Source organism: Leifsonia sp. McL0618 (assembly GCF_049994905.1).
Lineage (GTDB): Bacteria > Actinomycetota > Actinomycetes > Actinomycetales > Microbacteriaceae > Diaminobutyricibacter.
Genome location: NZ_CP188258.1, coordinates 4,156,936 through 4,173,713, shown reverse-complemented (window position 1 = coordinate 4,173,713; position 16,778 = coordinate 4,156,936). Strand labels below are relative to the sequence as shown.

The window sequence follows — 16,778 nt, the reverse complement described above, 5'->3', positions numbered from 1 at the left end:
GTCGTCGACGGGGATGGCGCCGCGCACCCTCGACGCGGCCCGCGCTGCTCGCTAGGTTGGCGATGTGACCTCATCCGCCGCTTCCGCCGATTCCCCCGCCGGGATGATGAAGGGCAACCCCCGCACCGTCCTGATCGTCGCGATCCTCGCCTCCTTCGTCGCGTTCCTCGACGGGTCGATCGTCAACGTGGCACTGCCAGCGATCACCCGTGAGCTCGGGGGAGGGATCGAGACCCAGCAATGGGTGGTCGACGCCTACCTGCTCACACTGGGGTCGCTCATCCTCGTCGCCGGATCGATCTCCGACACCTTCGGTCGCGTCGGCGTGCTGCGAGCCGGACTGATCATCTTCGGTGCCGCATCCGTCGCCTGCGCCATCGCGCCCACCTCACTCGTGCTGATCATCGCGCGAGCGGTGCAGGGAGCAGGGGCCGCCCTGCTCGTACCGAGTTCGCTCGCGATCATCACGGCGACCTTTGCGGGCGCTGCGAGAGCGAAGGCGATCGGTGCGTGGACCGCCTGGACGGGGCTCGCGTTCGTGCTCGGACCGCTCCTCGGCGGCTTCTTCGTCGACACGCTCAGCTGGCGCTGGGTGTTCGCGGTCAACGTGCTTCCGATCGCCGTCACGCTCGTGATGCTGACGCGCATCCCTTCGTCCGGGCACGTCGGCAGCGGAACGCGGATCGACGTCACGGGCGCCGTGCTCGCCTCCCTCGGACTCGCGGGGCCGGTCTTCGCTCTCATCGAGCAGGGCAGGCTCGGCTGGAGCAGTCCCGTGGTCTATGTTCCGCTCATCCTCGGACTGATCTGCTTCGGGGCGTTCCTCTGGTGGGAGACGCGGGTGAAGAACCCGATGATGCCGCTCGGGCTGTTCCGGGTGCGCAACTTCGGGTTCGGCAACCTGGCGACCGCCGCTATCTACGGAGCGCTGGCCCTCGGTCAGTTCATCATCACGATCTTCCTGCAGGAGGTCGCCGGATTCACCGCGTTCGCTGCCGGCCTCGCCACCATCCCGCTCGCCATCCTCTCGATCTCGCTCTCGACCCTGTTCGGTTCGCTCGCGGGTAAATACGGGCCGCGCTTGTTCATGACGGCAGGACCGCTCATCATGGGCGCCGGCTTTCTGCTCATGCTGTTCACGACCGAGCCGGTGAACTTCTGGACCCAGCTCCTGCCGGGCATCCTCCTGTTCGGGCTGGGCCTCGCGGTGACGGTCGCACCGTTGACGGCGGCGATCCTCGGCTCGATCAGCCCGGCGCAGAGCGGGATCGGATCCGCGATCAACAACGCCGTCTCCCGTGTCGCAGGCCTCATCGCCGTCGCCTGTGCGGGGGCGATCGTCGGCGCGGTGCTCGATGTGGACGCCTTCCACCGTGTCGTCCTGGTGGTCGCGCTGCTGTTCATCGCGGGTGGGATCGTCTCGTTCGCGGGCATCCGCAACCAGCACGTCGTGACGCCGGTGACGCCGGAAGCCGCCGCGCCCTCCCATGACCGGCCGCTCTCGGGTGCGCCGACCAGGCCGACGCCGACAGTGCCGGGCACGGCGCCACGCGCAGAGCCCGGTCCGCCGACCGGCGCGGGGTCGTGAGCGAGCGGATCCGCTTGACGGCACGGAGCGGTGAGCTTTGCACGCCCAGACTTCGAAAAACCGAGTGATGTAAGGTATTCGAGACCGTATCGAAGGAGAATCATGGCCACCTCGCTTCCTCGCGCTGACGCGCTGACCATCGAAGAGAAGGCGTCGCTCACCAGCGGCAACAGTTTCTGGGAGTCGAAGGGGGTCGATCGTGTCGGCATCCCGTCGATCTATCTCACCGACGGACCGCACGGTGTGCGCAAGCAGCGTGAGGGCGGCGACCACCTCGGCATCGGCGACAGCGTTCCCGCGACGTGCTTTCCGCCGGCAGTAGCGCTCGGCTCCACATGGGACCCGCAGCTGCTCGAGCGGGTCGGCAACGCGCTCGGCGACGAGGCCAGGGCCGAAAATGTCGGCGTGCTCCTCGGTCCCGGCATCAACATCAAGCGCTCGCCGCTCTGCGGCCGCAACTTCGAGTACCTCTCCGAAGACCCGATCCTCAGCGGCCGTCTGGGCGCCGCCCTTGTCGACGGCCTTCAGGCGCGCGGCGTCGGCGCTTCGCTGAAGCACTTCGCCGCGAACAACCAGGAGACCGACCGGATGCGCGTCAGCGCCGACATCGACGAGCGCCCGCTGCGCGAGATCTACCTGCGCGGGTTCCAGCATGTCGTCGAGCACGCCCAGCCGTGGACGGTCATGTGCTCCTACAACCGCATCAACGGCGTGTACGCGAGCGAGGACGCGTGGCTGCTCACCAGCGTGCTGCGTGATGAGTGGGGCTTCGAAGGACTCGTCGTCTCCGACTGGGGTGCGGTGAACAATCGCGTGAGCGCTCTCGTCGCCGGCCTCGACCTCGAGATGCCGTCGAGCAACGGCGTCACGGATGCGCAGCTCGTCGCCGCCGTCGCATCGGGCGAGCTCGACGAGTCGGTGCTCGACACGGGAGCGAACCGCGTCATCGACCTCATCGAGAAGGTCGTGAACGGGGCGGATGCGTCGGCCGACTACGACCGCGACGCGCACCACGCCCTCGCTCGCGAGGTCGCCGGCCGCAGTGTCGTGCTGCTGAAGAACGACGGCATTCTGCCGATCAACCCGACGGCCGGCGTGAAGGTCGCCGTGATCGGCGAATTCGCGCGCACCCCGCGCTACCAGGGTGCGGGCAGCTCGCAGATCGTACCGACACGGCTGGACAACGCACTGGATGAGATGCGTGCGCTGGCAGGGTCATCCGACGTGACCTTCGCCCCGGGCTACGCACTCGCCGGTGCAGACGAGGCTGGACTCCTCGACGAGGCGGTCGCTGTCGCCGCTGCCGCAGATGTCGCCGTGGTGTTCGTAGGCCTGCCCGGTGAGGACGAGTCGGAAGGTTTCGACCGCGACCACCTGGAGATCCCGGCTGCGCAGACCGCGCTGCTCGAGGCCGTGCTCGCGGCGAACCAACGGGTCGCCGTCGTGCTGTCGAACGGCGGTGTGGTGCGGCTCTCCGGCTGGGCCGGTCGCGCATCCGCGATCGTCGAAGGCTGGCTTCTCGGCCAGGCCGGCGGCGGCGCGATCGCCGACGTGCTGTTCGGCGCGGTGAACCCGTCCGGGCGACTGGCGGAGACCATCCCGGTGCGGCTCGAAGACACCTCGGCGTTCCTGAACTTCCCGGGCGAGGCCGGGCACGTGCGCTATGGCGAAGGCCTGTTCGTGGGCTACCGCTATTACGACAGCCGCGACGCCGCCGTGGACTTCGCCTTCGGCCACGGCCTCTCGTACACGACGTTCGAGTACTCGGGCGTGTCAGCTGTGCAGAGTGAGGTCGGACTCGAAGTGACCCTCACGATCGCCAACACCGGCACGCGCGACGGACGCGAGGTGGCGCAGGTGTATGTGGGCGTTCCCGGGTCCGCTGTCGCGCGCCCGGTGCGCGAGCTCAAGGGTTTCGCCAGCGTCGAGGTCGCACTGGGGGCGAGTCGTGAGGTGACCATCGTCATCCCGTCGGAAGACCTCGCGTACTTCGACACAGCATCCGGTGCCTGGGTCGTCGAAGGCGGCGACTACACGGTCTCCGTCGGCGCTTCGTCGCGTGACCTCCGTGCAGAGATCGTCGTCGCTGTCGCCGGCGACGCGGGACTCACCCAGCTCAAGCTCGATTCGACGCTCGGCGAATGGCTGAAACACCCGATCGGTGGACAGTTCCTCGGCGCGGCGTTCGCGCAGTCGGCGGGAAGCGAAATGGGCGCGATGCTCGCCGACCCGGCAATGCTGCGGATGGCCGAATCGATGCCGCTCAACCGTGTCGCCGCGTTCCCGGGAAGCCCGATCACGGCGGAGCAGCTCGACCAGCTGGTGGGCGCCGTGAACGCGCAGGTGGTCGCCGCATCCTGAGTCAGTGCCGGTGAGTGCCGGTGAGTGCCGGTGAGTGCCGGTCAGTGCGGGTGACTGCCGGCCGAGAGTGACCGCTCCGGTCGAGCGTGCCCTTTGGGTTTGACGGTCTCGACCGGAAGGGTAACTCTCGACGGTCGGGGCCGCTGAGGGGATGCCTTGGGCACGGCTCGCACCCGGAATCAACCCCTTGCGATGTATACCGGCTCGGCGTTTGGGTAGCTCAGAAGCACCGAACATGATCGAGGAGGACACATGCGCGACGGACAGGATGTGCGCGGCGGTGAAGAGCAGGCCGACGGTGTGAGCGGGTTCGACCGGACCGACGGGTTCGACGCCGACGCCGACTACGACGCGCTCGAGGACACTCGCGACAGCGTCTTCGAAGACGCGATGCGCAGCATCGCCTTCAGCGGGGAGGGCAAGCCGTGACGTCGGACAACACCCCCTCGGGTCGACCGGGCGAGTCGGCCGATGACTACCCCCACGGTATTCCCTCAGTGGGCGAACCCGAACGATTCGTTCCAGGGAAGGCGACCGATGCGGGCCGTGGCGAAGGGGCTGAACCTCCGCCCGCCGATTTCGACCCGGCCGAGCATCCGTCGAACCCGGACCTGGTTGCCGACGACACGCAGGACCTGCGCACCGGCCGGGACTGAGGTTGCGCCGAGCGTGACCTTTTCGGTCGAGCGTGTGCGCTGTGCGTGACGCTTTCGACCGGTCGGCGCACCGCCCGCCCGACAGCCGGTCACGGTCGGCGCGCGGCCAGCAGCCACGCCGCGCCAGCGGCAAGACCGAGGACGATGAGCACGATCCCGGCCACGAGCACGCCGCCCGGCCCGTCGCCGTGCGGCACGATGAGGCCGACGATGAAGAGAAGCGCACCGATGTTGAGCAGCACGGCTGCAACCCATCCGAGCACCGACGTCGTCGTCTTCGGCTTCATCCCCCGATGGTAGCCGCGATCGTGTGACCCGGAAACCGAGTTCGGCCGGTCGCCGGGATGGCGCGTCGAAGCTCAGCGCATCACGTGCGGGAGTGCGCAAACGCTCTCAGGCCGCGCCCTGCCCGCCGCCCCACGACGGCGTCGGGTCGATGGACGTGTTGATCAGGGCTGCGACCAGTCCCCGCCAGTCCGAGCCTTCGAGCGCGGTCTCGGTCTCTCCCGGATAGATGATGCCGAACACCGGCTCGTGCTCTTCGCCTTCTGGGGCGACGCGGACCAGCTTTCCCAGGTCGGCGCGGCCTTCGTCGAAGACGGTCCAGAGGCCTGATGACACCTTGTCCAGGTGGAAGATGCGTTCCCGGTAGGTGTACCTCACACTGGACTGCTCGAGCTCGCTCGCTGACATCGCAAACCCCTCTCCATTTCGGTGCCTAGCCAGCATCCAAGCCCCTAGCGGGCATCGGGCGCAAGAGTCGGCTGCTCGCCGAGCCGCTCGAGGGCCCTGCGGAGGAACCCGTCGCGGCGTTCGACGAGCAGCTCCCGGGTGAGGTCGGGGCGCCTTTGCGAGCGGATGGTGTCCACGAACCAGCCGAGGTCGGGTGGCGTCGCGAGGGCTGCCACGACATCCCAGTAGTCCACGTCTGCAGCCGCCCGGCCGGCCTCCTCCTGCCAGCCGTCGAGCACGTCCGCGGCCGCATCCACGCCGAAGGTCACGGCGGCATCGCATCGCAACGAACCGAGGTCGACACCCGCGGGGCCGTGCCCGGCGCAGTCCCAGTCGATGATGCTGACGAGTTCGTCGCCCCGCCAGAGGGTGTTTCCCTGCCAGAGGTCGCCGTGCACGAAACCGTCGGGGGCTGGTGTGGAGGGACCCCACGCCGCAACGGCTTCTGCGCGCTGCAGCAGTGGCTGGGGCGGGGCAGCGCGCCGCAGCGCGTCGAAATCGACGCCGGCGATCGACCGCGTCCGGCGGGGAAGCCCGGCGGGCGGCGACGTGCGGTGGATGCGCGCAGCAGCGGCACCGAGCGCCCGGAGCCGGATGGTCGGCCGGTCGACCGGAATGGCGCTGCTGCCGTCGACCGCCTCGATGAGCAGCAGGGGAGGGTCGGGTTCCAACCGTGACGCGAGCACACGCGGAACCGCGATGCCGCCCGCGAGGGCTGCGTCGAGCGCCGCCGCCTCGACGTGTGTGTCGTGGCCCCCTGCCGCGCCCAGCCGGAGCACACCCGAACGTTCGCCTTCACCGCTGCGGACGCGCAGCAGCCAGGGCGACCCGCCGTCGCGGAGCCCTCTCGCCTCGACGAGCTCACCACCCGGCGCCACAGCCGCGATCGCCCAACCGAAGAGTTCGTCATCCGGTTTCGTACTCACCATGCTGCGAGCGTAGGCCCACCCCGACGAGCACAGGAATAGTCACCTCATTCTTCAGGTGGCTTCAGGTTGTCAGCGCAACACCGTTGATTAGTTGGTTCAGCATGGCATGTGGGCTGCGGTAGTCGAGGGTTTTGCGGGGACGGATGTTGAGGAGGCGTTGGGTTTCGGCGAGGTCGTCATCGGTCACGTCGTTGAAGTTCGTGCCCTTGGGGTAGAAATCGCGGATCAGGCCGTTGGTGTTCTCATTGCTGCCACGCTGCCAGGGCGAGTGCGGATCACAGAAGAACACCGGGCAACCGGTCTTGACCGTGAACGCTCGATGGCCGGCCATCTCGCTGCCCTGGTCCCAGGTGATCGTTTTCGTCAGCTCCGCCGGGAGCCCTTCGATCATGCCGGCCAGGACATCGGTGACCGTGCAACTGTCGCGCATCCCGGGCAGCCGCCCCAGCAACACATACCGGGTTTGCCGTTCAACGAGAGTGACGATGCCGGAGTTGCCCGGGCCGACAACAAGATCGCCTTCCCAATGCCCGGGAACGGCCCGGTCATTCACCTCCGCGGGACGATCCGTCAGACGCGCCCCGTCCAACCAGGGCCGGTTGGTGCGGGCGGGCAGCTTCGACTGCGGAACCCGGCCGGTTCTGCCCGTCCGGAGCGCTTTGACGACCGTCAACTCGTGCCGCAACGCCCCGCGGCCCTGGACATACAAGGCCTGGTAGATCGTTTCGTGGGACACCTGCATCTCCGCCCGGTCTGGGAACACCACCCTCAACTCGCCGGCGACCTGCTGCGGCGAGAACTTCAGGTTCAAGCGTGACACGACCTCGGACCGCAACACCGGATCGGCAAGCTTCCCCGGCCGAGTCCGAGGCCGTCGCCGGAGCGCACGATAGTGAGCGACCTCCGCGTCGTAATGCTGGGCCTCCCAATGCCGCACCTGATGCGCCTGGATCTCCCGCGACACCGTCGACGGGTGAACCCCGAGCTCACGCGCGATCGCCCGCACCCCCAACGGCTCAGGCAATGACAGGGCTGCCTGAATGAACGACCGATCCGCGAGCGTCAACCGCCGATACGACCGGGCTGAGGAACCCGCCACCTGCCGACCCACGTCGACGACTGCGATGCCGCCATTGCGGCCATCCACGATCTCCATGCCAGCCAATCTGGCCCAACTATTCACCGTCGTTCCTGCGACACCCAGCCGCGACCCGACCGACAAAGCCGACTCGCCCCTCAGCAACCCCCGATAAGCCAACGCCCGTGTCTCCCACGCAAACTTCGTCGTCACAACACACCCCACACGATTGAGGTGTTGCGCTAGGAACTAGAAACCACCTCACGAATGACGTGCCTTTTCCTGTGCTCGTTGCCCGACGTATCGTTGGGGGCATGACCTCGGAGGTACGCAACATCCGCACGGCGCTCGAGAGCGTCGGCGAACTCTGGCAGCCGCACCGGCTCGCGAGCGTGAACGACTACGACGTGAAGGTGGCGCGGCTCGAGGGCGAATTCGTGTGGCACACGCACCCGGATACCGACGAGCTGTTCCTCGTCGTCTCGGGTGAGCTGACCATCCAGCTGCGCGATCGCGATGTCGTGCTCGGGCCGAACGACGTCTTCGTCGTGCCTCGCGGCGTCGAGCACTGTCCGAAGGCCGACAGCGAGGCGCACATCGTGCTCTTCGAGCCGAAGGGCACGGTCAACACGGGGGATGCGCCGGGCGATCGCACGTCACCCCTGCGCGAACTCGACTGAGGAGGGCCGGCCCGGTGACCCCGCCAGCCAGGTGCATCCCCGCCGGCTCGACGTGGCGGGCACGCCTCAACCGGGCGGGCCCCAGCTGCGCGCCCACCCTGCGCAACCTCGGCGACACCCGCGTGCAATAGGGTGCGACCGTGACCTCGAACGCCTCACTGGCCCGGCGGCTCGGAACCGTCGACGCCGTCTTCATCGGTCTCGGCTCCATGATCGGTGCCGGCATCTTCTCCGCATTCGCTCCCGCAGCCCAGGCTGCCGGGGCCGGGCTGCTGATCGGCCTCATCATCGCAGCGATCGTGGCCTTCTGCAACGCCACCGCGTCGGCGCAACTCGCCGCGCAATACCCGACGTCGGGCGGCACCTACGTCTACGGGCGGGAGCAACTCGGCGGATGGTGGGGTTTCGCCGCGGGCTGGAGTTTCGTCATCGGCAAGACCGCGAGCTGCGCCGCGATGGCGCTCACGTTCGCCGCCTACGCCGCTCCGGCCGGGTGGGAGAAGCCTGTCGCCGTGGTGGCTGTCGTGGCGCTCGCCGCAGCGAACTACCGCGGCGTGACCCGCACGGCGACTCTCGCGAAAGTGATCGTGGTCGTGGTGCTGCTGGTGCTTGCGCTCGCCGTCATCGCGTGCACGAGCGCCGGCCTGAAGCCGGGCGCGCTGCAACCGACGGACGCGGCGGCCGGCTGGTACGGCATCCTCCAGTCCGCAGGTCTGCTGTTCTTCGCTTTCGCCGGCTACGCCCGCATCGCGACGATGGGCGAGGAGGTGCGCTCGCCCGAACGCACTATTCCGCGCGCGATCACGATCGCGCTGAGCATCGTCGTCGTGCTCTATGCCGTGGTCGCCGTCGTCGTGCTCGGCAGTCTGGGAGCATCCGGGGTCGCGGGCTCGAGCGCGCCGGTCGCAGACGCTGTCGCAGTGGGCGGATGGTCGTGGGCGGTCCCGATCGTCGGCTTCGGGGCCGCCGCCGCATCCCTCGGCGCCCTGCTCTCGCTCATCGCCGGTGTGGGGCGCACGTCCCTGGCGATGGCGCGCGAAGGCGACCTTCCACGCTGGCTCGCGGCCGTGCATCCACGGTTCCAGGTGCCGCACCACGCCGAGATCGCGGTCGCGGTCGTGGTCAGCATCCTCGTGCTCACGGTGGACCTGCGCGGAGCCATCGCCTTCTCGTCGTTCGGGGTGCTGCTCTACTATTTCGTCGCGAACGTCGCCGCATTCACCCAGTCGCGCGAACGCCGCCGGTACCCGCGTGCTCTGCAGGTATTCGGTGCGCTCGCGTGCGCAGTACTCGTGGTCACGCTGCCGCCGCTCGGGATCGTCGTCGGCATCCTCGTGCTGCTCGTCGGGGTCGTGTACCGGATGCTGACCCGCCGGCTCTCCGCCCGCAGCGAACGGCAGGCATAGCCGGACGCCGTGCGGGGATGCTGTACTCATGGACGGAGACGAGTTCATGGATGACAGCGGTCTCAGCGGCGACGGGCTCGCGCGCGACGACGGGCTCAGCGATGACGACTGGCTGACCAGTGACGATGACGAGTGGCTGAGCGGTAACGACGCGCACAGGGACGACGCGCCCAGGGACGACGCGCACAGGGACGACGGGCACAGGGACGACGCGCCCCAGAATCACGCGACCAGTGGTGCCGACGCGCACAACGACACCGCTCCCAGCGACGAAGCGCTCCTCGACGCGTACTCGCGCACGATCATGGCCGTGGCCGAACGTGTGCTGCCCAGTGTGGCGAGCGTGTCGGTGCGCACAGCGCGTGGCGCGGGTGCCGGAAGTGCAAGCGTCATCACGGCGGACGGCTTCCTGCTCACCAGCGCGCACGTCGTCGCCGGGGCGAACTCGGCGGAAGCAGCATTCTCCGACGGCACGACGGTGCGTGTGGATGTCGTCGGGCGCGACACGCTCTCCGATCTCGCCGTCCTGCATGCGCGCGGCGATGTGCCGGTGCCGGTCGAACTCGGCGATGCCGCCCGGCTGAAGGTCGGCCAGGTCGTGGTCGCCCTGGGCAACCCGCTCGGGCTGGCCGGCAGTGTTACCGCGGGCATCGTCTCGGCGCTCGGACGCTCGCTCCCGACACAGTCCGGGCGGGTCGTCGACGAGGTCATCCAGACGGATGCCGCACTGAACCCGGGCAACAGCGGCGGCGTCCTGTCGGACAGTTCGGGCCGCATGGTCGGGGTCAACACGGCGGTGGCCGGAATCGGGGTGGGGCTTGCCGTTCCGATCAACGCGACCACCCGCGGGATCATCACGTCGCTGATGACCAACGGACGGGTTCGCCGCGCGTGGCTCGGGATCGCCGGCGCGCAGGTTCCGCTGTCACCGCAACTGGCGAAGCGCATCGGGTCGCCGACGGGACTGCAGGTCGCCGGCGTCTCCCCGGGCAGTCCTGCCGAGCAGGCCGGGCTGCGCCGCGGGGACATCGTGGTCGAGCTCGGCGGCGAACGCGTGGTGACGACGACGGCAGTGCAGAAGCGGATGGTCGAAGACGCGATCGACAAGCCGATCGAGATCACGGTCTGGCGCAACGGCGCGCTGGTCGACGCGATCACGGTGCCCCGCGAGCTCCAGGAGTCGTAGCGCGGTTCGACGTGCCCGAGCGAAGGTTCAGCGAGGGGTGCACGCGTGGGAGCGGCGGTGGATAATCACAGCTATGCCAGCATCCGGCCGAATCGCGTTCGCGGAGCGGCGATGGGAAGACGCCTTCGCCCTCTTCTCCGAAGCGGACCGCGAGCAGCCGCTCAGCCTCGACGATCTCGAACTGTTCGCCAAGGCTGCGGCGCTCACGGCGCACGAAGACGTCGGATTCGCGCTCCTCGAGCGCGGCTATGAGGCGTGCCTGGCGCAAGGCGACGAGCTGCGCGCGGCCAGCGCGGCGTTCTGGCTGGGGTTCCGGCTCTCGTCGCTGGGGGAGCACGGGCGGGCCCACGCGTGGCTGGCGCGCTCGGCGGCGATCGCGGACCGCCACGGCGACTGCGTCGTGCGCGGATACTTGCTCGTGCCGGGCATCCACCGCCTGCTTCTCGCCCGCGACAACGAGGCGGCCTACCGGGATGCGATGGAGGCCGCCGCGTTCGGCGACCGCTTCGAAGAAGCCGATCTCTCGGCGCTCGGCAGGCAGCTGGCCGGTCGCGCGCTGATCGAGCGGGGCGACGTCGCGCAGGGCATGAGCCTGCTGGACGAAGCGATGCTCATCGCCAGCGCCGACGGCCTCACCGACCTCGGCCGCGGGCTCGTCTACTGCGCTGTGGTCGGATGCTGCCAGCGGGTGTTCGCGCTCGACCGCGCCCGCGAGTGGTCGGCCGTGCTCGATACGTGGTGCACGTCGCAGTCGCAGCTCGGTCTCTTCAACGGCACCTGCCGGGTGCATCGCGCCGAGATCCTGCAGCTCGGCGGGTCCTGGTCCGACGCCATCGTCGAGACCCGGCGGGTCAACGCGGGCAAGCCGGACCAGCGCGAGCTCGCGCTCGCCGACTACGAGGAGGCGGAGATCCGTCGGCTCCGCGGCGAGTTCGAGGAGGCCGGCCGGCTGTACGAGTCGGCGAGCGGCCGCGGCCTCGACCCGCAGCCGGGACTCTCGTTGTTGCGCCTCGCCCAGGGCGAGATCGCGTCGGCGGTCGGCGGCATCCGCCGGGTCGTGGCGACCACGGTCAGTCCGCTCGGTCGTGCGCAGTACCTGCCCGCGCTGGTCGAGATCCTGCTCGCCGCCGAGGAAGAAACCGGCGAGGGTGCCCCCTCCGGTCGAGCCGGCCGGCTCCGCGAGGCACCTTCGACCGGAACGAGCACGCTCGGCGAGCGCGAGCGCGAGCGCGAGCCCGAGACGCGCGACCCCGACACGCGAGAGCCCGACACGCTCGCCCAGGCACGCGACGCAGCGGCCGAGCTCGGCGCAATCGCGGCCACCTTCGGCACCCCGATGCTGCACGCGCTGGCGCTCAACGCATCCGCTCTCGTGACGCTGCGCGGCGGCGACGCGGCAGCGGCTGTCCCGCTCCTGACAGAAGCACTGGATGCGTGGCTCGCGCTGGCCGCGCCGTACCCTGCCGCGCGCATCCGGGTCGCGCTCGCCGACGCCTGCGAGACGCTCGGCGACGCCGACGGTGCGCGGCTGCAGAGGGATGCCGCCCGTCGCGTCTTCGAATCCCTCGCAGCCGCACCCGACCTGGTGGCGCTGGGCGGCAGACGAGCAGCTGAGCCCGAAGCGATCCTGAGTGCACGCGAACTCGAAGTACTCCGTGCCGCGGCGACCGGTCGCACCAATAAAGAGATCGGCACCAGCCTCGGCCTCAGCACCCGGACCGTCGACCGTCACGTGAGCAACATCCTGACGAAGCTCGGCGTGCCGTCGCGGGCCGGCGCCACCTCCTACGCCTACGAGCACGGTCTCATCCGGAACTGAGCGACGAGCGGCGACGTGGCGATGCCGCGGCTGGGTAGAACCACCCAGCGCTCCAGGGCGCAGACGGCGGAGAATGCCGAAGCGCCCACCGGCCACCGGCACATAGCGTGCGGGTATGAACACGGAAACGTATGTCGACTCCATCGTCATCGGGGGCGGCCAGGCCGGTCTCTCGGTGTCGTCCCACCTCCGGGAACTCGGCGTGGAGCACGTCGTTCTGGATGCGCCGCCGCGCATCGGCGACGCCTGGCGCAACCGCTGGGACAGCCTCCACCTGTTCACGCCGGCCCGCTACGACGGCCTGGACGGGATGCGCTTTCCGGGCGACCCGGCGGACTGGCCCTCGAAGGATGCCATGGCCGACTACCTCGAGCGGTACGCGCAGGCGTTCGACCTGCCCGTGCGCAGCGGGATGCGGGTCGATGAGCTGACCCGGCGAACGGATGGCGACAGCCACGTCTTCGTCACACGCTGCGGTGACGAGACCTTCACCTCGCGCGCCGTGATCGTGGCGATGTCGAACTACCAGGTGCCGCGCATCCCGGGCTTCGCTTCGGAGCTGAGCCTGGACATCCGCCAGCTGCATGCCGGGGACTATCGCAGCCCGGCCCAGCTGGCCCCGGGGCGCGTGCTCCTCGTCGGCGCCGGCAATTCGGCGGCTGAGATCGCGAACGAGCTCGCAGCGACCCACCCCGTCACGATGGCGGGACCGAGCACTGGCGAGGCACCCGGCTCGTACACCAGCTTCATCAGCCGGCATGTCGTGGTCCATATCCTCAACGGCTTCGTCTTCAACCACGTCATGTCGGTGGACACACGCATCGGGCGCAAAGCGCGGCCGAAGGTCATGAGCAAGGGGGTGCTGCTCATCCGCGTGAAGTCGAAGGATCTCGCCCGGCTCGGTGTCGAGCGGGCCGGCCGCGTCACGGGGGTCGACGATGGGCGGCCGGTGCTCGACGACGGAACGGTCGTCGATGCGCAGAACGTCGTGTGGTGCACGGGCTTCGCGCCCGGCTTCGACTGGATCCGGATGCCCATCCTCGACGAGCGCGGAGAGCCGAGTCACGAGCGCGGCGCGGTGTCAGACGTGCCCGGCCTGTATTTCGTGGGCCTGCACTTTCTCACGTCGATGTCGTCGGCGATGGTGCACGGAGTGGGCCGCGATGCTGAGCGCATCGCCGGCCTCGTGAAGGTCGGTGCCCTCGATCATGCTCTCGGTCACGCGGCCGCAGACACGGACGGACCCCTCACAGAGGAATCCGGAGGGGTCCGCCGCGGCCGGCTGAAGGCTAGCGCTTGAATGCGTCCTTCACGTTTTCGCCGGCCTTCTTGACGTCGGCGGCAGACTGGTTGGCCTTGCCTTCGACGACCTTATCCTGGTCATTCGTGACGTGTCCCACAGCCTCTTCGGCCTTGCCTTTCAGGTCCTGTGTCTCGTTCTTGACCTTGTCAGACGCGCTCATGTGAGCTCCCTTCGTCCCTTCGAGCCAACGCCGGATCGGATGGGTGGGCAAGGGGGTAGAAAGCCTGTGGGTTCGAGCGTATGCTCGAACGCCCGCCGGTCAGCCGATCAGCGACACTGCACGGGCGATGACGAGGGCCAGCAGCACGAAGCCGGCGAACGATTCGAGCGCCATCAGCATTTTTGCCCGATGCGACAACGGCATCGTGTCGGTCGGGCTGAACGCCATCGAGTTCGACAGCGAGAAGTACAGGTAGTCGACGAAGTTCGGCACCCAGCCGCTCTTCGCCGCCGACCCGGCCGCGACCTCTGCGATCGCGTCGTGGTCCTCATCCTGCGGAAAACGAAAGTCCGCCGGCGGCAACTTCGGCCTCGGCACGGTCACCCGCGAGACCGCGCCGCCCCGGTCCAGCCCCCAGTAGAGAAGCGCGAACGCGATCACGTTCGTTATCCAGACCTGTGCCGAAGCGAGGAGGAGGGTCCCCCCGTTCTGCGACTTATGGAGCAGCAGCACGATCACCTGGGCGAATGCGAGCAGGTTCGCAACGAGCAGCAGAGTGGCGATCCCGAGCTCCAGGCGGCGCGACCACTTCGACTCGCGGGTGAAGTGGTGCGGGTTGTAGATGATGAGAGGGATCAGCAGTGCCACGCACACCGCGACGACGGTGTAGCGCACCGCGACGGTGACCGAGCTCGGCAGCAGGGCATAGAGGGCGAGCGCGATGAGCGTTGCGACCACGGTATGCCAGCGATGCTCGGGTGCGACACCGCGGGCGCGGGAGGCGGCGTCGCCCGAGGGACTCGGGGTCTTCGTTCGATCGGTCATGGTCCATCCTCACCGGCTGACGGGAACGGTACGCCGACGCGACGGCGTGTCAATAACTTGTCGGCCCATTCCCTGCTGGAACGACTACCTTTGATGCGAGCGGAGGTGGCCCATGTCCGACGATTTCGACGCGGCAGCACGTGAGCTCTCCAGCGCGTTCGTCGCACGCCGCAGCTACTGCGCGCCCTTCCTCGCGCTGATCCCGGTGACGGGGGCCGCGATCTCGACGATCGGCGAGCTCGCCGCTCCAGAAACGATCTGTGCCACGGATGCGGCAGCCGCCCGGCTCGACGAGGTGCAGTTCGATCTCGGCGAAGGCCCGTGCTGGGAGGCGCTCGCAACCGGGCGCCCTGTGCTCGAGCCGGATATCCGCACCAGCACCCGCGGCGCGTGGCCGTCGTTCATCGACGCCGTTCGCAGCCTGCCTGTACGTGGCGTTTATGCGTTCCCGCTCACCATCGGCCGCCTCAACGTCGGCATCATCGACCTCTACAGCGACCGCCCGGCAGACCTGCAGGATCGCCACCAGCGCGAAGCGGAAGCGCTGGCCGGAATCGCGGCGCGGCAGATCCTGCGCGAACTCGTGATGCGTTCGGCCGACGAAGAAGAAGACGACCCCGGCAGCGAGTTCTCGCGCCGCACGATCCACCAGGCGACAGGCATGGTGCTGGCGCAACTGAACGTGACCGCCGACGACGCCGGACTGATCCTGCGGGCGCACGCGTACGCATCCGATCGCTCCCTCCGCGACGTCGCAGACGACGTGCTCGCCCGCAGGCTCGACTTCGCGACCGGACTCGGCGAGACCCGGGAGGCACTGTGAACGTCAACGAACGAGAAGCGGAGATCATCCGCACATTCGCGACCCTCGCCGACAGTCTCGTTGCCGGTTTCGACGCCGTCGACCTGCTGCAGACCCTGGTGGAGCGCTCGGCTGCACTCCTCGACGCGACGGATGCGGGCATCCTGCTCGCCGACGGAACGGGACGCCTCGAAGTCGTGGCGTCGACCGACGAGCGCGCCCAGCTCGTGGAACTGATGCAGCTCGGGCACGACGGCGGGCCCTGCGTCGAATGCTTCACGAGCGGTGTCGCCATCTCCATCCCGGACATCGGAGCGTTGCACGACCGGTGGCCGCTTTTCCGCAACGCGGCGGTCTCGCAAGGGTTCCATTCGCTTCACGCTGTTCCGCTGCGGCTTCGCGACAAGACGATCGGGTCGCTCAACCTTTTCCGTGACGAGGCGGGCGAGCTCGGCGAGTTCGATATCGCCGCCGCGCAGGCGCTTGCCGACGTGGCGACCATCGGGATCCTCCAGGAGCGCGCGGTGCGCGAAAGCGACGTCATCACCCAGCAACTCCAGCGGGCGCTCGACAGCCGCGTGATCGTCGAACAGGCGAAAGGCGTGGTCGCCTACGTGAGCGAGGTGTCGGTCGATGAGGCGTTCCGGCTGATCCGTGCGTACGCCCGCGACCACCAGCGGGGCATCGTGGAGGTCGCGAGCGACGTCGTGGACCGGCGGATCACGCTCTGACGCTCACGCGGGTTCTTCTCTCCCGGCCGGGCGCCCGCCGCTACAGGTCGAAGGTGTCGAACACGGTGTAGTCGGGTGTTTCGACAGGCTGGGCGTTGATGACGCCGATGGTCTTCTTCGCCTCGTCGCGCAGGTTCTGCTCGGTCGCGGGCTCGCGCAGCTCGCTGCCGATGGCGCGGGAACTCACCGTCGCGATCTGGTTCGCCCAGCCGATCAGGAACTGCGCCCGCTCGATCACGCCCTGACCGTTCACGAAGGGGATGTCGACGAAGGCGATGCGCCGCTGGTTCCACAAGGCCGTGGCGTACTCCATGATCGCGTCGGCGATCGCCGTACCCGTCAGGAACGTTCCGGCAGCATTGGAGATCGTCTTCATAGCTCACACCCCTTCTCGTTCGGTAGGTCCGCTCAGGTTGGCTGGAAAGCCGAGTGTCGCCGGGGTCCGGGGTAACGAAAGTGACGATACGCGCGCCGCGTGCGAATGTGAACCCCGGCCCGTGCCCGGCGCTGCCCGCGCCGCGC

18 protein-coding genes are annotated in these 16,778 nt (G+C 68.7%); 11 read left to right on the top strand and 7 right to left on the bottom strand.

The annotated features are described in order from the left end of the window. Window positions 1–106 precede the first annotated feature (106 nt). The 4 genes from ACPPVQ_RS20035 (at window position 107) to ACPPVQ_RS20020 (ending at window position 4,605) form a co-directional block, all read left to right on the top strand. Window positions 107–1,588, top strand: a complete 1,482-nt coding sequence (locus ACPPVQ_RS20035; RefSeq protein ID WP_426521337.1) for an MFS transporter — start codon at window positions 107–109, stop codon at window positions 1,586–1,588. A gap of 102 nt (window positions 1,589–1,690) precedes the next feature. Next, window positions 1,691–3,949 carry a glycoside hydrolase family 3 C-terminal domain-containing protein gene (locus ACPPVQ_RS20030; protein ID WP_426517234.1) on the top strand — a complete coding sequence of 753 codons (2,259 nt, stop codon included), beginning with the start codon at window positions 1,691–1,693 and terminating at the stop codon, window positions 3,947–3,949. 252 nt (window positions 3,950–4,201) lie between these two features. Further along, the gene (locus ACPPVQ_RS20025) at window positions 4,202–4,378 is read left to right on the top strand and encodes a hypothetical protein (RefSeq protein ID WP_426517232.1); all 177 of its coding nucleotides are present in this window, start codon (window positions 4,202–4,204) and stop codon (window positions 4,376–4,378) included. Further along, window positions 4,375–4,605 (top strand): hypothetical protein, encoded by a 231-nt coding sequence (locus ACPPVQ_RS20020; protein WP_426517230.1) that lies wholly within the window; start codon window positions 4,375–4,377, stop codon window positions 4,603–4,605. Before ACPPVQ_RS20025 ends, ACPPVQ_RS20020 begins: the two co-directional genes overlap by 4 nt. 89 nt (window positions 4,606–4,694) lie before the next feature. On the opposite strand, the gene ACPPVQ_RS20015 is transcribed toward ACPPVQ_RS20020, so the two are convergent. The 4 genes from ACPPVQ_RS20015 to ACPPVQ_RS20000 form a co-directional block, all read right to left on the bottom strand. Then, complete coding sequence (locus tag ACPPVQ_RS20015; protein WP_426517228.1) at window positions 4,695–4,892, bottom strand: hypothetical protein; 198 nt, start codon at window positions 4,890–4,892, stop codon at window positions 4,695–4,697. A 106-nt stretch (window positions 4,893–4,998) separates the two neighbouring features. Continuing rightward, complete coding sequence (locus ACPPVQ_RS20010) at window positions 4,999–5,298, bottom strand: hypothetical protein (protein WP_426517226.1); 300 nt, start codon at window positions 5,296–5,298, stop codon at window positions 4,999–5,001. 44 nt (window positions 5,299–5,342) lie between these two features. Next, the gene (locus ACPPVQ_RS20005) at window positions 5,343–6,266 is read right to left on the bottom strand and encodes a phosphotransferase (protein WP_426517224.1); all 924 of its coding nucleotides are present in this window, start codon (window positions 6,264–6,266) and stop codon (window positions 5,343–5,345) included. Between the two features lie 61 nt (window positions 6,267–6,327). Then, window positions 6,328–7,557 (bottom strand): IS30 family transposase, encoded by a 1,230-nt coding sequence (locus ACPPVQ_RS20000; RefSeq protein ID WP_426515838.1) that lies wholly within the window; start codon window positions 7,555–7,557, stop codon window positions 6,328–6,330. Window positions 7,558–7,658: 101 nt separating this feature from the next. On the opposite strand from ACPPVQ_RS20000, the gene ACPPVQ_RS19995 reads away from it, so the two are divergent. The 5 genes from ACPPVQ_RS19995 (at window position 7,659) to ACPPVQ_RS19975 (ending at window position 13,735) form a co-directional block, all read left to right on the top strand. Beyond that, on the top strand, window positions 7,659–8,024 hold the full coding sequence (locus ACPPVQ_RS19995; RefSeq protein WP_426517222.1) for a cupin domain-containing protein: 366 nt from the start codon (window positions 7,659–7,661) through the stop codon (window positions 8,022–8,024). A gap of 140 nt (window positions 8,025–8,164) precedes the next feature. After that, the gene (locus tag ACPPVQ_RS19990; protein WP_426517220.1) at window positions 8,165–9,430 is read left to right on the top strand and encodes an APC family permease; all 1,266 of its coding nucleotides are present in this window, start codon (window positions 8,165–8,167) and stop codon (window positions 9,428–9,430) included. A 304-nt stretch (window positions 9,431–9,734) separates the two neighbouring features. Further along, window positions 9,735–10,616, top strand: coding sequence for a S1C family serine protease (locus ACPPVQ_RS19985; RefSeq protein ID WP_426521335.1), 882 nt, complete (start codon window positions 9,735–9,737; stop codon window positions 10,614–10,616). Window positions 10,617–10,689: 73 nt separating this feature from the next. Beyond that, window positions 10,690–12,435, top strand: coding sequence for a LuxR C-terminal-related transcriptional regulator (locus ACPPVQ_RS19980; protein ID WP_426517219.1), 1,746 nt, complete (start codon window positions 10,690–10,692; stop codon window positions 12,433–12,435). A 115-nt stretch (window positions 12,436–12,550) separates the two neighbouring features. Continuing rightward, window positions 12,551–13,735 (top strand): flavin-containing monooxygenase, encoded by a 1,185-nt coding sequence (locus ACPPVQ_RS19975; protein WP_426517217.1) that lies wholly within the window; start codon window positions 12,551–12,553, stop codon window positions 13,733–13,735. Here the strand turns inward: ACPPVQ_RS19975 and ACPPVQ_RS19970 are convergent. Together ACPPVQ_RS19970 and ACPPVQ_RS19965 are read right to left on the bottom strand one after the other, a co-directional pair. Further along, window positions 13,725–13,898, bottom strand: a complete 174-nt coding sequence (locus ACPPVQ_RS19970; RefSeq protein ID WP_426517215.1) for a CsbD family protein — start codon at window positions 13,896–13,898, stop codon at window positions 13,725–13,727. The two genes, ACPPVQ_RS19975 and ACPPVQ_RS19970, sit on opposite strands and share 11 nt — an antisense overlap. Window positions 13,899–13,997: 99 nt before the next feature. Beyond that, window positions 13,998–14,723 (bottom strand): hypothetical protein, encoded by a 726-nt coding sequence (locus ACPPVQ_RS19965; protein ID WP_426517213.1) that lies wholly within the window; start codon window positions 14,721–14,723, stop codon window positions 13,998–14,000. A gap of 112 nt (window positions 14,724–14,835) precedes the next feature. Here ACPPVQ_RS19965 and ACPPVQ_RS19960 point away from each other — a divergent pair, with 112 nt between their 5' ends. Beyond that, window positions 14,836–15,546 (top strand): GAF and ANTAR domain-containing protein, encoded by a 711-nt coding sequence (locus ACPPVQ_RS19960; RefSeq protein WP_426517211.1) that lies wholly within the window; start codon window positions 14,836–14,838, stop codon window positions 15,544–15,546. After that, on the top strand, window positions 15,543–16,256 hold the full coding sequence (locus tag ACPPVQ_RS19955; RefSeq protein ID WP_426517209.1) for an ANTAR domain-containing protein: 714 nt from the start codon (window positions 15,543–15,545) through the stop codon (window positions 16,254–16,256). The genes ACPPVQ_RS19960 and ACPPVQ_RS19955 overlap by 4 nt, the downstream gene beginning before the upstream one ends. Before the next feature lie 40 nt (window positions 16,257–16,296). Here ACPPVQ_RS19955 and ACPPVQ_RS19950 read toward each other — a convergent pair whose 3' ends face one another. Further along, window positions 16,297–16,632 (bottom strand): hypothetical protein, encoded by a 336-nt coding sequence (locus ACPPVQ_RS19950; protein ID WP_426517207.1) that lies wholly within the window; start codon window positions 16,630–16,632, stop codon window positions 16,297–16,299. Window positions 16,633–16,778 lie beyond the last annotated feature (146 nt).

Excerpts from the sequence above, each read along its gene's own strand:
- ACPPVQ_RS20035 (WP_426521337.1), top strand. The coding sequence starts at position 107 with ATGAAGGGCAACCCCCGCACCGTCCTGATCGTCGCGATCCTCGCCTCC.
- ACPPVQ_RS20030 (WP_426517234.1), top strand. The coding sequence starts at position 1,691 with ATGGCCACCTCGCTTCCTCGCGCTGACGCGCTGACCATCGAAGAGAAG.
- ACPPVQ_RS20025 (WP_426517232.1), top strand. The coding sequence starts at position 4,202 with ATGCGCGACGGACAGGATGTGCGCGGCGGTGAAGAGCAGGCCGACGGT.
- ACPPVQ_RS20015 (WP_426517228.1), bottom strand. The coding sequence starts at position 4,892 with ATGAAGCCGAAGACGACGACGTCGGTGCTCGGATGGGTTGCAGCCGTG.
- ACPPVQ_RS20010 (WP_426517226.1), bottom strand. The coding sequence starts at position 5,298 with ATGTCAGCGAGCGAGCTCGAGCAGTCCAGTGTGAGGTACACCTACCGG.
- ACPPVQ_RS20005 (WP_426517224.1), bottom strand. The coding sequence starts at position 6,266 with ATGGTGAGTACGAAACCGGATGACGAACTCTTCGGTTGGGCGATCGCG.
- ACPPVQ_RS19995 (WP_426517222.1), top strand. The coding sequence starts at position 7,659 with ATGACCTCGGAGGTACGCAACATCCGCACGGCGCTCGAGAGCGTCGGC.
- ACPPVQ_RS19985 (WP_426521335.1), top strand. The coding sequence starts at position 9,735 with ATGGCCGTGGCCGAACGTGTGCTGCCCAGTGTGGCGAGCGTGTCGGTG.
- ACPPVQ_RS19980 (WP_426517219.1), top strand. The coding sequence starts at position 10,690 with ATGCCAGCATCCGGCCGAATCGCGTTCGCGGAGCGGCGATGGGAAGAC.
- ACPPVQ_RS19975 (WP_426517217.1), top strand. The coding sequence starts at position 12,551 with ATGAACACGGAAACGTATGTCGACTCCATCGTCATCGGGGGCGGCCAG.
- ACPPVQ_RS19970 (WP_426517215.1), bottom strand. The coding sequence starts at position 13,898 with ATGAGCGCGTCTGACAAGGTCAAGAACGAGACACAGGACCTGAAAGGC.
- ACPPVQ_RS19965 (WP_426517213.1), bottom strand. The coding sequence starts at position 14,723 with ATGACCGATCGAACGAAGACCCCGAGTCCCTCGGGCGACGCCGCCTCC.
- ACPPVQ_RS19960 (WP_426517211.1), top strand. The coding sequence starts at position 14,836 with ATGTCCGACGATTTCGACGCGGCAGCACGTGAGCTCTCCAGCGCGTTC.
- ACPPVQ_RS19950 (WP_426517207.1), bottom strand. The coding sequence starts at position 16,632 with ATGAAGACGATCTCCAATGCTGCCGGAACGTTCCTGACGGGTACGGCG.